Here is a 14,314-nt window from a genome sequence, read left to right on the forward strand (position 1 = left end):
TATATGACACGATTTATCCTGATCGCCTGTATCTGCATACAGGCCCGGGCTTCATCTGCCCAATTCTTCGGCCAACAGGCCACCCAACAGAAGCTCCTCCTCGAGCAGGTGGTGGCCCTGGCGCAGTATGCCCGGGAGGCCCGTCAGGGGTACCAGGCCGTGCAGCAAGGACTTGCCGCCATCGAGGCCATCACGAACGGGGAGCTCACGCTACACACCATTTTCTTTGCCGGCCTGGCTGGTATCAATCCACAACTCTTTTTGTATGTACAAATGCATTTTACTATTGGCCCTCGGTTTCTACGCTGAAACTGCCCCCGCCCAGTCTTTCGAAATGCAACAGCTCACCCTGGATATAGCGAAGCTGTCGCAATTGAAGACCATTCTGAAGGATATGTACACCTATTATTTTATCCTTTACAATGGATATGAAGATGTCAAGGGGATTGCCAAGGGAAATTTCGATCTCCACAAGGCCTTTCTGTCCGGCCTCCTGGCCGTGTCCGACGCGGTCTCAGGTGATCCAAAGGTCCAGGCCATCCTTTCCGATGAAGCCACGCTCTTGCATCTGTACGGGAGTCTCCTAGGCAAATGGCAGACGGATCCGCACCTCACCCCTTCGGAGGTGAACCGCTTGACCACACTCGCCGGCGACGTCCTCGACGCTTGTACGGAGGACCTGGACGAGCTGACGATGGTGTTGACAGACAATACGCTTCGTATGAGTGATGATGAACGGCTGACGGCCGTCAACCATATTCAGCGTGACTTGCATGAACGGCTGACTTATTTACGTAACCTCGATGTGACTGTGGCGAACCTCTCTTCAGAACGGGAGAGCAGGGCCGCTAATGCGCAGATTCTCCAAAAACTTTATGGCCAATGAACACAGATGTTACGAGCCTCCAGGCAATGCTGGACCAGCTCTATAAAAACATGCTGCCCCTGAGTAGCCAGCTCACCGGGGTAGCGCGGATCCTGGCGGGTTTCTTCGCCCTTTGCGTTATCGGTTATAAGGTGTGGGGACACCTGGCCCGGGCCGAACCGGTGGACATATTCCCGCTCCTGCACCCCTTTGCCAAAGGGCTTGCCATCCTGCTCTATCCGTCTCTCATTGGGTTGATCTTCGGGATTATGAAGCCCGTAGTCCAGGCGACGGGAGCCATGGCCCAGAATGGGCAACAGGCGGTACAGGTGATCCTGCAACAGCAGGTACAAGACACCAGTTCAGATAGCCTCCTTGACGAGCTGGATGCCAAGCTGGACTACAAAACGATCGTGGAGCAGGGGATGGCCACCTTCCTGGAGTGGCTCTTCGAAGGAGCGGCCATGATCATCAGCGTACTAAGGACCTTCATCCTTACTGTCCTCAGCATCCTGGGTCCCCTGGTGCTTGGTCTGTCTGTCCTCGATGGCTTCCGAAGTTCTTTTCACCATTGGCTGGCGCGTTACATCAGCGTGTCCCTCTGGCTCCCCGTGGCCAACATCTACGGGGCTATCATCGCCCAGGTGCAGATACTGATGTACAAGCAGGACCCGTCCTCTGACTTTGCCCATGGGCATGGGGCCGCGTATATCATCTTCCTCCTGATGGGGGTAGCGGGGTATATCTGCGTGCCCTCCACGGCCAGCTATATCGTCCATAGCCTGGGGGGACATTCCCTGGTGACGAAGGTCAATACGGCTGCCATGATCATGAAAAAACTGTAATGCCATGTTCAACGAGTTACGTTATATCGACCGGGCCTTCCGCCATATCCGGCTGTTTGCCGCCTGTTTTGTCCTGGCCTGTATGGGAGTTACTGGCCTGGTATGCTGGAGTTGTTATCGCGTTGTCGAGAATGACCGGGGGAGGGTATATATCCTGGCCGACGGAAAGGCACTGGAAGCCCTGGCCTCCGAACGGGGCGACAACCTGCCCGTCGAAGCCCGGGATCATATCCGGACGTTCCACCAGTACTTCTTCACCCTTGGCCCGGATGAGAAGGTGATCAACGCCAATATCGGGAAAGCGCTCTATCTGGCGGATGGCTCGGCCCGCAGGGAGTATGAGAATGCCTTGGAGCAGGGGTACTATCGCAACATTATCACGGGCAATGTCAGCCAGGAGGTGAGGGTAGACAGTGTCTATGTCAACATGGACAGCTCGGTCTTCCGTTGTTGGGCGACGTTGATCATCACCCGCACCTCCAACATCACTTTACGCTGCTTGTTTACCCAGGGCGGTCTGCGGCAGGTGCCGCGCTCCGATCACAACCCTCATGGATTCCTGATTGAGGACTGGACCATTGGGGACAGCCGGGATATCAAGACCATTCCACGTATACAAAATCCTTAAAAACAAATGCTATGAAACTACGAAATCTAACCCCAGAAAAGGCCCACCAGTTGAAGATGCTCCTGGTGGCTCCGCTCGTCGTGATTCCCCTACTCACCCTCGTGGCCTGGTTGGCCGGGGTGGGGAAGGAGACGCTGGTGCAAACAGCCCGGGCAGAGAATAAGGTACCTGCTCCTGAACCTCCGCCCGCACACCCCTGGAACAAAATGAGCCTATATGACGAAGCAGAGCGGGATTCCACTCGGTTCGCCGAGGTGGCGAAGGCGGATAAAAAACCTCTTGTGCCGGCGCCGGACACATCCGAGACACGGGTGTACAAGAGCCTGGCGCGCCTACAGGCGGCGCTCAAAGCCCCACCACCCGTGCATACAGAGTACTCCCAGCCTAGGCCAGTGAACATGCCTCCTATACTCAACATACCCCATACCGAACCGGACACCGATCTGCAGCGCCTGGACAAAATGTTGGACAAGATCCTTCTTCTCCAACATCCGGAACAGGCGCTGCGCCTGGATACGGTGGAGACCCGTCACACCGAAACCCTAGAGGTGGCGCAAGCGGTGACAGAGGGCAAGGGCGTCCTGGTCTCCGGGGAGACTATTGCTTTGAGGCTGGAGACTGACCTCAAGGGGAAGGGCTGGACGGTACCCGCCGGTACACGGCTATATGGGACAGTGAGCCTGGAGAATGAACGTCTTCGGATCCACATCCGGTCCATCCTCTCTGGAACACAGATCCTGTCTGTGAATATGGAAGCGTATGACCTTGACGGTCAGCCGGGGATCTATGTGCCCGGAAGTCTGGAACGGGATGCCTCTAAGGTCTCCGCAGACGAGGCGCTGAATACCCTCGGGATCGCAAATGTGGATCCCTCCCTGGGTGCCCAGGCTGCGGGGGTAGGGATACAGGCGGCCAAGGCGTTGTTGTCCAAGAAGGTCCGGCAGGTTCGGGTAACGGTAAGGAAAGGGTATCGATTACTAATTAAATAGTTGGATATGAAAAAGATTATGCTTTTTATCTTTTTGGCCTGGTGTCGCGGCGGTCTTGCACAGAATGTGGACAGCCTGCTGAATGATCATCGTACAGTCTTCGGTCATATTGATCGTGACCGGAGGGAGGGGATCACTTTTCGCCTCACCGGTGTCTACACACGGGACGAGGTCATATACTACAGCATTGAGGCTTGGAACCATTCTCCCCTGGTCTATGATGTAGATGGCATCCGTTGTTCGATCCGGGATAGGAAAATGATGAAGCGGCATGCTTTTCAGGAGATTACGATGGCGCCGTTGTGGATTAAAGGGGATTCGTTGCGGCTGGGGGCTGGTAAAAGAGCTGTGTGGATCATCGCCTTGAGGAAGGAGGTGTTGCCGCCGGATCAATATTTGTCCATACAATTGTTGGAGCAGTGGGGGAGTAGGAATTTGGAGGTAAGGGTTGGTAGTCGAATTCTTATGAAGGCCAAGCTATTGTAACTAAGTGACGTTTTCCGGGTCGGTCGATGCTTTTTTTAGTAAGCATGTAACTATGGCTTGTAAGAGGATCAATCCAATACCCATATCAAGGAGGATGATTGACAATTCGTATCGGAGCAATATGGGAGCCGAAATAATACTGAAAAAGAAATTGATGATCCAGAAACTGGTAAACAGCTGAATAATCATTTTGAATTCCCGGCTAAACTTTTTTCTTGGACCTATCAAGAAATAGATAATTAGGCAAATGACCACCAAGGCATTCATAACGGCAGTGATAAAAGGATAGGCCTTAGCAGGATATATAATTTTTGAAATCCTGCTGACCCTTCTAGATGGGTAATGAAACCATTCTTTTATTTGGGTTGATACCGAATCCTGGTTACTATTGTAAATCTTTAGTGCCTCGTCCGCTGGAAATGCAAACCATTTTATATTCAAGCCAATATAATACTTGATGTAGGCTAGTGGGTGACGTTTGATCAAATAAAGACCGTAATCCTTGAAATATGGCCCCATGGAAGACCATTTTTTGACATAAGGAGTAGGAGGGTCATTTTGATAACGCCGCTTCATATAGATCTTCAATGGACTTTCTTCATCCCACATGTAGAAAACCTGAAGGGTGCTGTCAGGTCGCTTATTCAGGCGACTAAAGGAATCGAGTTGATGAATGACCAACTGGTGCAGCGAGGCTAGTTCGGACGGTGGCTGATCACCTGAAAATTCGTGAAAATGCCTATACATAATCAGGGCATTGCCAGCCATCTGCCAGCCCAGGAAGGAGGAAAATTCTCTTTGTCTAATCAGTCTGTAATACTGATTTTCGGTATTCTCAATATATCCCGTTAAAAGGATAATGGATAGTCCGATGCTGATGGCTTTTGCTTTTTGAGGTATTCTTGATATGAGAATAATAGCATATGTCAGGAGTGGATAAAAGACAGCGTAGTAACGTAGAATGAATAGGAAAAAAAGAAGGATGCCAAGAATGTATGTATAATATGATCTCGGCTTGCAAATATACCATATCATAAGCGAAAACCAAATAAGCGTCAGGGCAGTAAAAATGCTGTCACTCAAAATATAATTACTGATGCTTAATACGGCAGGATTAACTACCATGAGGGAAAGGATAAGCCACTGAACCCACTTGGCTGGTTTCATGAAATACAAAAGTGTAAAATAGAAATACAGTATTGCCCCTTCTAAGAGAAGGAACTGAAAAGTCACCAAAGCAAGATCTGAAGCTGTAAATACACGAAAAATCTGTAGGAATTTTGAGTAGGCCACCGGCCATATGCCTAGATCATCATTTTTGTAGGCCGTGTATATATAAAATGTTGAGTCGTATAAAAAATTAGCGAAAGGATACATGGCTTTAAAGACCACGAATTCAATCAACATAACAGGAATGGTCAACCAAAGAATCTGCCGTTGTTCCCTGATGAAACGTAGGAATGTCTTATCCATGATCCTATTAAGATAGAACGCCGACTTAGCTATCCGTTTCGTTATTGGGATTAATTGATGTGGCTTTATTTGTCCACATCAAATTATGTCTGTACTTCGAATTATCACATTTGCGGTCATTCGTTATCTAAGTACAAATACCTAGGTAATACTACGTAAATTCCTCAGGAATTATTTAAATTTAGCACGATGCTAAACAGTGATCCCGAAGGCGTAATACGAGTAACCGAGCAATCCATGGAGGCTATATTTCATGAATTCCATGCACGTTTGGTCTTTTTTGCCTACGAAATCACCGGCAACGAAGAGCAAGCCCACGACATCGTCCTGGGTAAGTTCATGGAGCTGTGGCAGGATCGGGAAAAACTGACATTCAACAGCGAAAAGTCCCTCAAAAGCTATCTATATACAGGCACCAAGCTCAGGTCCATTGACCAACTCCGGCGCGTCAAGGCCGAACAAAAGGTGCTAAAAGGCTACAAGAACATAACCGTCGAAATAGAGGACCCCTTTGAGAAAGAGGCCTTAATCCTAAAGACCGAAGCCATCGCCAAGCTGGCCACTGCTATAGAAACCCTTCCTGCCCAATACAAGGCCACTGTCGAGATGGCTATAGCCGGAAAATCCAATGCGGAGATCGCCAGCACCCTGGGGATTAAGGAAAGTTCCGTACGCAGCAATATGGCAAGGGCCAGGATCCTCCTTTTAAAGAAATTCACCGGTGACCTGGGTGTTACCTTATTTATAATGACGCTGGGCACCACCGCCATCCACGGCTGAACCCTATCCAACAAAAAGTAAAAAAAAGTTAACATTAGACGCAGCAGAATCATTCTGCTGCGTTTTATTAGTGTACGGACTAAGTATTTATACGGATGTTTTTATGACTACAGACCGAATCGACGATATATTTGACGCAGGGGACTTGTTGGGCAAGATTTTGCTCCAGCGGCTTGACGGTGGTCAATTGGACGAGGCTCAAAAGGCCCTCCTCGACCAGTGGCTACAAGACCACCCGGAGGTCGCGCAAAGACTGGAAAAGCTGGAGGATCCGATTCAATTGAAAGCGATCCTCGGCCGCTACCGTCAATACGAAGCGTCGACGCCCCGTGACTATAAAAACTTCCTCACCCTAACCTCGCGACGTCCCTCTCACCGGTCGCTCTACTACTATCTGTCAGGGGTAGCCGCCGCGGTCTTGCTAACCATCTCCATAATCGGACTCGTGCACCGCACCCACCGCCAGGCCGCACCCGAAGTAGCCAGTGTTCAACAAGACAAGCTACCGGGTACGGATAAGGCCGTACTCACCCTGGCGGGTGGAAACACCGTTGTCCTGGACAGCGCCCACAGCGGGCTCATCCAGCAACAAGGAGGGGCGCGTGTCGTCAACCAGGCCGGAGGCCTGTTATCTTACGAAAGTAACAACGACAATCATAACCCTCCGCTGTTTAACATGGTTACAACGGGCAGAGGGGGCCAGTACCGTCTGGTCCTCTCCGATGGGACTAAAGTATGGCTGGATGCGGCGAGTTCGTTGAATTTCCCAACGGAATTCAGCGGGAAGACGAGGGAAGTAACCATGACCGGGCAAGCGTATTTCGAAGTGGCTTCTAATAGCAAGCATCCCTTTATCGTCCACTCGGGAAATTCTGAAGTGAAAGTATTGGGAACCCATTTCAATATCAATGCCTACCCCGACGAACCCGTGGAGGCAACGACCTTATTGGAAGGCGCTGTCCAGGTAACGAGCAGGGGCAAGGCCGTCATCCTGGCCCCTGGCGAGCAATTGCGGGTAGCAGCAGATGTTATGAGCGTCAGCTCCGCCAATGTCGACGAGGTGGTCGCGTGGAAAGACGGTGTCTTCAATTTTGATGATATGAGCTTGTATCTGGCGATGAGACAGATCGCGCGCTGGTATGATGTGGACGTAGTGTATAAAGGAAATGTGCCAGACAAGCCCTTGTTAGGATATATACCCCGGAATACGAAACTATCCGTGATCTTGCAACTGCTCTCCAAAGTAGACGTGCATGGACGGATAGAAGGTCGTACGCTGACTATAGAACCCTAGTACAGCTAATCACCCCTCATTTAATGTAACACACCTAAATCCAATAGCGCCGCGAGGAGCTTTGCTCCTTGCTGCCTATGGTAACGCTATGTCGTCGGAAATGCGATTTCGACATGATCCAATAAAAAGCCGGTAGTGCTACTACACCACCGGCCGACAGTTCGGGTTATCGAGAATAATTAATCCGTCGTGGAGGATACTTATTCATTAAACCAAAACTCATGTAAAGGTATGCAAATTACTGCGCCCGGCAAAGTTCCCCACCGGGGAGCGTTGCCTCAAATTATGCTGGTTATGAGACTAGTTGCCATCCTCATGTTGGCCACCTGCCTCCAGGTGAGCGCCAGGGGATACACCCAGGGGAGGGTAAACCTTACCCTGAAGAATGCGCCTTTGGAGACTGCGTTGAAGGCCATTATGAAGCAGAGCGGGTACTACTATTGGGGAGATCCCGCTTTATTAAAACGGGCGAAACCGGTTAATGTTGCGTTGAGGGATGCGGAAGTTAGGGCGGCTTTGGATGAGTGTTTTAGGGATCAGCCGTTGACTTATGAGATCGAGGATAGGATTGTGGTGGTGAAAGAGGTGGTGGCCAGTTCTGCTTCTATAGTCCCGAATGCTGAGCCTTTGTCGGAGGTGAGGGGTAGGGTTATGGATGAGAAAGGGGAGCCTTTGGTAGGTGCATCAGTTGTCGTCAAGGGCACTAAGATAGGGACCGTTACGGACAGCAAGGGAAATTTTGAGTTAAGTAATGTTTCGAATGGTGCTGTACTTGTTCTTTCCTATACAGGTTATTTGAGTAGAGAAATCGTTCTTCGCGGGGGGGGGCAAGATATGGTTATAAGACTTATTGTTTCAAATAGCCCTTTAGATGAGGTGGAAGTAATTGCTTACGGAACGACAACACAAAGGTTTACCACGGGTAATATAAGTGAGGTGAAGGGGGAGGATATTGCGCGGCAGCCGGTGGGCAATCCCTTGTTAGCCTTGGAGGGGAGAGTGCCTGGATTGTTTATTACGCAAAATACAGGGGTGCCTGGTGGTGGCGTGACTGTTCGGATTCAAGGACAAAATAGTATACAAAGAGGTAATGATCCATTATACGTGATAGATGGCATCCCTTATAATTCGCAAATACCTTCAACTGGTTTGGGGAATAATATTTTAGGTAATTCGGGTAATTATTCGACAGGAAATATTCAAATTAATGGAGTTGGTAATCCATTGAGTTACATCAATCCTTTAGATATCGCTAGTATTGAAGTGCTCAAAGATGCTGATGCCACCGCTATATATGGCTCCCGAGCTGCCAACGGTGCTATTCTCATCACTACAAAAAAAGGTGTGGCAGGATCCATGAAAGTAGATTTTAATCTCCAGCAAGGATTTGGAAAGGTAACTCGTTCTATGAAGATGATGAATACGCGTCAGTATCTAGATATGCGTTATGAAGCTTTGAAAAATGATGGTATTAATTTAAGCGCGCAATCAAAAACTAACGCAAATTACTACGATCTTCTATTCTGGGATACAACTCGCTATACTAACTGGGCTAAAACTCTGATCGGAAATACAGCCCAATATACAAATGTGAATGGATCGGTTTCAGGAGGGACCAACACTATTCAATATTTTTTGGATGGAACCTATCATAGGGAGACGACCGTTTTCCCAGGTGATTTTTCCGATCAAAAGGCTTCATTACACTTAAATATTTCAGGTGCGTCCTCAAAACAAAAGTTTCATTTCCAGCTAACCGGAAGTTATCTATATGATGATAATCAGTTGCCACAGACGGATCTTACAAATATTGCAATGCTTCTTGAGCCCGATGCCCCCCCTCTTTATAATTCTGATGGTAGTATAAATTGGGCCCAAACAGCCACCGGTAATTCTTCTTTTGATCATAATCCAATGGCGAAGCTTTATAATACCTATAGAAATGACGCTGGCAATTTAATGAGCAATCTTCTCCTTGTATATCGGCTTCTTCCTGGACTTGATGTACAGAGCAATATTGGGTATACGAATATGCATTCAAAGGAATTTACAGCATCTCCACTTGTCGCCATTCAACCCGAATATCGCACTAATATACCTAGATCTGCTAATTATGGTGCATCAGATATCTATACGTGGATTGTAGAGCCGCAAATACACTATGTAAAGAAAATTTTGAAGGGAAAGTTGGAGTCGCTTCTTGGTGCAACCATCCAACAAAATGGAAGCAATGGGTATTCCATAGAGGGAGTTGGATATAATAGCGACAATGTATTGGAAAATATTCAGGATGCAACCGCTCTATCTGCCACCTCTGTATTTCAGAGTGAGTATAAATATGGTGCCGTATTTGGTAGAATCAATTACGACTGGCAGGATAAATATATTATCAACTTGAATGGTCGTAGGGATGGTAGTAGCCGTTTTGGAGAAAATAATCAATTTCATGAATTTGGTAGTGTTGGAGCGGGTTGGATATTTAGTAGAGAAAAATTTATTCAAAACGATTTGCCCTTTTTAAGTTTTGGAAAATTGAGAGCTAGCTATGGAACTACGGGAAATGATCAGATTGGGGACTACGCTTTTATGAACCTTTATAGTGCAGTTTATGCGAGTGTCCCTTATCAGGGAGCAGTGGGATTGGCACCTACGGGACTAGCAAATCCTTATCTTGAGTGGGAAGAAACTCAGAAGGCATCATTGGGAGGGGATTTTGGAATTTTAAGAGATAGACTGTTACTTAATGTAACTTTTGAACGAAATCGTAGTTCAAATGAGTTGTTGAATTATGCTTTGCCTAATATCACCGGATTTGGTACCATTACCAAAAATTTCCCTGCCACTGTACAAAATACAAGTTGGGAATTAAATTTAAATAGCACAAATGTAAATGTTAAGGGGTTTACATGGACAACCGGTTTGAATCTTACAATTCCACGAAATAAATTGATATCGTTTCCGAACCTGTCGACTTCGACGTATGCCAAATCATTGGTCATAGGTCAGCCTGTCAATATTCAGCATGAACTTCATTTTTTAGGGGTAAACCCTGCTACTGGGCTGTATATAGCTGCCGATAGTCACGGCAATCCCACTTCAACTCCAAATTATTCGACGGACAGAACGGTAACGGTTAGCACTTTCCCGAAATTTTATGGTGGATTGCAAAATAGTCTACAATTTAAAGGATTTCAGTTAGACTTTATTTTTCAGTTTACAAAGCAGAGGGCCTACGCCTACAAATTTGGTAACGGATACAAATATCCCGGTCAGTTTTTTCGTTCGCAGAGCAACCAGCCAGTTAGTGTACTCAACCCCTGGCAAAAACCCGGAGATAATGCTTCGATCCAGAGGTACTCCACTAAACTGACTGGCCTTGTCGCTGCTTCGAGCGATGCTGTTTATGCTGATGCTTCTTATATAAGGTTAAGGAATCTTTCTTTATCATATCAATTTCCTGATAAATGGGTACAAAAGGGCCGCTTTAGATATTTTAGGATGTATATGCAAGGGCAAAATCTATGGACAATTACCCATTATCAGGGCATGGATCCGGAAAATCAAGGCAACTCTGCCTTGCCTCCTTTACAGATTTGGACATTAGGGATCCAGCTAGGGTTATAAAAATATATATTAAAGCCTTTGTATCCCTGCTGAGGGCACCACTTTTAAAAAATGTGTTATGGAGTCAAAATTTAAAGGATTTTCGAATTGTACTATAATAATAATTTTCATTTTTACTTTTTGCTTTTGTAGTTGCAAAAAACTAATTGGCGTTAATCCTCCGATTACTGCGACTACTAATACTAGCGTTTTCAGTACGGATGCCAACGCTGCGTCTGTATTGACAGGTCTGTATGCTACGCTTAGTCAGGGAGGTTTTGTTGAGGGAAGTTCAGGGATTTCTTTGCTATCTGGCTTGTCGGCCGATGAGTTTACACTATTTAATGGTGTCTCAAATACGAGTACTATGTATTATTATTATACAAATACCTTGTTTGTTAGTGCTCTTAGCTCGGCAGGAACAGAGAATTGGAGTGGATTTTATAACGATATCTATACTTGCAACGTAGCAATTGAGGGAATATCGGTGTCAAACTCGCTAACTCCTGCCGTTCAACAACAATTATTAGGGGAAGCCAAGTTTATGCGGGCATTCCTGTACTTCTACCTAGTTAATTTATACGGCCCTGTTCCGTTGGCGACAACTTCAGATTATGAGGTTAATTCAGAATTACCCAGATCTTCAATCAGTGATGTGTACAAGCAAATTATAGCTGACTTGACAGATGCCGAAGCATTACTTTCGAGTAACTATGTATCGGCAGACGCGATAACTGCAACCTCTGAGCGTGTTCGTCCAACCAAATGGGCCGCGGCGGCTTTGTTGGCAAGGGTGTATTTGTATACTGGTGATTATGCGGACGCAGAGAAATTTTCGACTGAGGTTATTGGCAATACTTCATTATATCAAATGACACTGTTAGACGATGTCTTTTTGAAAAACAGTCAGGAAGCTATCTGGCAATTGCAGCCAGTTTTTTCTGGCATAAATACGGCAGATGCTCCGGTTTTTGTTATCCCCTCTACTGGCCCTAGTTCTAACTATCCTGTTTATTTAAGCAATAGCTTGTTGAATAGTTTTAGTGTAGGAGATGAACGTAGATTGCATTGGGTTGATAGTGTGATAGTTGGTGACAGTACTTATTACTTTCCCTATAAATACAAGGTTGCTGTTTATAACGCGCCGGTAACCGAATATTTGATGGTTCTTCGTTTAGGGGAGCAATATTTAATTAGAGGAGAAGCACGAGTGCAGCAGGGGGAATCAAGTGCTGTGGACGATTTAAATGTGCTTCTCAACCGGGCTGGTTTAAGTAATTATTCAGGACCAACAGATAAAAATTCGTTGTTGAATGTGATAATGAATCAACGGAGAATTGAGTTGTTTTCTGAATGGGGAAATCGTTGGCTTGATTTAAAAAGAATGGGAAATGTGGACGCAGTTATGAGTGTTGCTTGTCCGCAAAAGGGAGGCACATGGAACAGTTATCAGCAATTGTATCCTATATCATTTAGTGACATTGAAAGAGATCAGAATTTGACTCAAAATATAGGGTATTAATTTGAAAAGTTGGTGCGACTACTTTTAGAGTGAATAATGAAAATTGTTTACTGGCAATTAAAATGGAAGACTATAATGAGATTTTGGTATTTACTGATTCTAATCTTGTGTATGCAGGTGCAATTATCAGCTGCAAGTGGAATGGCTAAGGGTGATGGAAGCTATTTTTCTTTTCAAGTGAACTCATTGAGCAATGATTCCTTGGGTGAAAGGGGCGTGCAATTTGAGCAAGGATTGACATGGGAGCAGGTAAAAGAGAAAGCTAGAGCTGAGCATAAATATATTTTTCTGGATTGTTTTGCTACTTGGTGTGGCCCCTGTAAAGCTATGGATAGAGATGTATATCCTGACCCGGAAGTTGGAAGAATCCTTAATCGAAAGTTTATCTCGGTGAGGGTACAAATGGATAAGACAAATTATGACGACGAATTTATTAAACAATGGTACACTGATGCGGAGACTATCCAGTCAGATTATACAATTACAGCTTTTCCTTCTTTTATTTTTTTTTCGCCTGAGGGCATTCCCTTACACAAGGGTGTAGGATATAGAAATTCGGAGCAATTTGTTGAATTGGTTAACGAGGTCTTTGCGCCAGATAGGCAATATTACCGTGTGCTAGCCAATTTTGGACCGGGTAAAATAGACACTTCTGAATTAAAGGGTTTGGCGCGTGCCTTTCGTTTGTCGGATAAATTTTTGGCTGGCGAAATTGCGGCTGATTATTTAACTCGAATTCCATCTGTCGAATTAGGCCTAAAAGATAACATACAATTGATGATGGAGTTTAGTTATAACCAAAAGGTTCGAGAAATTGGACTTAGTTACTTTTCCTCGCTATCCTCAAGGGAAATTTGCACTGAAATTAATCTTCAATTGATTGAGGCATTTAAAAGTGATACCGGGATGCAAAAAATTATTCTTTCTTATTTGAAAAATCTTAGTATTGAATCTGTACAGAAAAATATCTTAAATCTGGACCTTTTGGTCATTTTTAAAAATATGCCCATGGTGCGAGAAGTGGCAAACAAGTATGTCATTAGCTTATCAGAAGACAGGTTATATACAATAGATAATCTAAAATTTATAGCGGAATTTACAAAAACATCACAGGACAAAGGGTTTACATTGTTTTTTAGTCATGCTGACAAAGTTGATTCTATCATGCATCGCGAGGGTCACGTTAAAAATGTGGCGTATGTTTCGAATTATGCTACAGGCATTACGGATAATATTATTGCAAAAGAGGAAGTTGGGCCATACTGGGAGGGGGCTGTAAAAGGTGAACGGGTAAATTGGAGAAAGATAAGCAGGGTGATAAGAAACAAATACAATCGTAAAATAGCAGATCGCGTAATATTAAATGCTAAAGTTTCTTTATATGAATTTTATGCAAAAAAATATAATCAGCAATGGTCTGAGTATATTAAGTACAATATAAGAAAAATAGAAGTCTATGGTACAGATACTACAAGTGGATTTTTTGATTCAATACTATTAAATAATTTTTCTTATTATGTCTTTTTACATAGTCAGAGGAAGCGACAGTTGAATATAGTATCTGAATGGATGGAAGGTGTAGTTAGAAGGAACCCGAATGATGAAAATGATGTTGATACTTATGCAAATATTTTATACAAGATTGGAAAGAAAGTGGCAGCCTTAGAAATGGAACAAAAGGCATTGATTATCGCGGAAGGGAAGAAAAATGAGCATGGGGTTAAGATTTTCAAAGACAATATTTTGAAAATGAATGGAGATAAACCAACTTGGATTGCTAAGTAGATACTGATATATTTTTGACAAATAAGTTGCACTCCTTATCTGTT

The 14,314-nt window shown here is 45.2% G+C and carries 12 protein-coding genes; 11 read left to right on the plus strand and 1 reads right to left on the minus strand.

The genetic code is table 11. The features are described 5' to 3' along the window. Positions 1-3: 3 nt before the first annotated feature. Genes EDB95_RS14275 through EDB95_RS14300 form a run of 6 tightly spaced genes read left to right on the plus strand, consistent with a single transcriptional unit; the run spans position 4 to position 3,813 of the window. On the plus strand, positions 4-309 hold the full coding sequence (locus EDB95_RS14275; RefSeq protein ID WP_133994478.1) for a hypothetical protein: 306 nt from the start codon (positions 4-6) through the stop codon (positions 307-309). Further along, positions 266-886 carry a TerB family tellurite resistance protein gene (locus EDB95_RS14280; RefSeq protein WP_133994479.1) on the plus strand — a complete coding sequence of 207 codons (621 nt, stop codon included), beginning with the start codon at positions 266-268 and terminating at the stop codon, positions 884-886. Before EDB95_RS14275 ends, EDB95_RS14280 begins: the two co-directional genes overlap by 44 nt. Next, complete coding sequence (locus EDB95_RS14285; protein WP_133994480.1) at positions 883-1,710, plus strand: conjugative transposon protein TraJ; 828 nt, start codon at positions 883-885, stop codon at positions 1,708-1,710. The genes EDB95_RS14280 and EDB95_RS14285 overlap by 4 nt, the downstream gene beginning before the upstream one ends. Positions 1,711-1,714: 4 nt before the next feature. Further along, positions 1,715-2,338, plus strand: coding sequence for a conjugative transposon protein TraK (gene traK, locus EDB95_RS14290; protein WP_133994481.1), 624 nt, complete (start codon positions 1,715-1,717; stop codon positions 2,336-2,338). A gap of 11 nt (positions 2,339-2,349) precedes the next feature. Next, the gene (traM, locus tag EDB95_RS14295; RefSeq protein ID WP_133994482.1) at positions 2,350-3,327 is read left to right on the plus strand and encodes a conjugative transposon protein TraM; all 978 of its coding nucleotides are present in this window, start codon (positions 2,350-2,352) and stop codon (positions 3,325-3,327) included. A 6-nt stretch (positions 3,328-3,333) separates the two neighbouring features. Further along, complete coding sequence (locus EDB95_RS14300) at positions 3,334-3,813, plus strand: DUF4138 domain-containing protein (RefSeq protein WP_133994483.1); 480 nt, start codon at positions 3,334-3,336, stop codon at positions 3,811-3,813. Here the strand turns inward: EDB95_RS14300 and EDB95_RS14305 are convergent, their stop codons facing one another. Further along, positions 3,814-5,286: a hypothetical protein gene (locus tag EDB95_RS14305; protein WP_133994484.1), complete on the minus strand. Its 1,473-nt coding sequence runs from the start codon at positions 5,284-5,286 to the stop codon at positions 3,814-3,816. A 237-nt stretch (positions 5,287-5,523) separates the two neighbouring features. On the opposite strand from EDB95_RS14305, the gene EDB95_RS14310 reads away from it, so the two are divergent. The 5 genes from EDB95_RS14310 to EDB95_RS14330 all read left to right on the plus strand — a co-directional run bounded on the left by EDB95_RS14310 (position 5,524) and on the right by EDB95_RS14330 (position 14,270). Further along, a complete protein-coding gene (locus EDB95_RS14310) occupies positions 5,524-6,066 on the plus strand; it encodes a sigma-70 family RNA polymerase sigma factor (protein ID WP_162852602.1) in 543 nt (180 codons plus the stop codon). 103 nt (positions 6,067-6,169) lie between these two features. Continuing rightward, positions 6,170-7,360, plus strand: a complete 1,191-nt coding sequence (locus EDB95_RS14315) for a FecR family protein (protein WP_133994486.1) — start codon at positions 6,170-6,172, stop codon at positions 7,358-7,360. Between the two features lie 231 nt (positions 7,361-7,591). After that, positions 7,592-10,984 (plus strand): SusC/RagA family TonB-linked outer membrane protein, encoded by a 3,393-nt coding sequence (locus EDB95_RS14320; RefSeq protein WP_133994487.1) that lies wholly within the window; start codon positions 7,592-7,594, stop codon positions 10,982-10,984. Between the two features lie 58 nt (positions 10,985-11,042). Further along, entirely contained in the window at positions 11,043-12,485 is a 1,443-nt protein-coding gene (locus EDB95_RS14325; RefSeq protein ID WP_133994488.1) for a RagB/SusD family nutrient uptake outer membrane protein, read from the plus strand. A gap of 111 nt (positions 12,486-12,596) precedes the next feature. Continuing rightward, positions 12,597-14,270, plus strand: coding sequence for a thioredoxin family protein (locus EDB95_RS14330; RefSeq protein WP_162852603.1), 1,674 nt, complete (start codon positions 12,597-12,599; stop codon positions 14,268-14,270). The last annotated feature ends 44 nt before the right edge of the window (positions 14,271-14,314 follow it).

Origin of the sequence: Dinghuibacter silviterrae, assembly GCF_004366355.1 — a bacterium.
GTDB lineage: Bacteria > Bacteroidota > Bacteroidia > Chitinophagales > Chitinophagaceae > Dinghuibacter > Dinghuibacter silviterrae.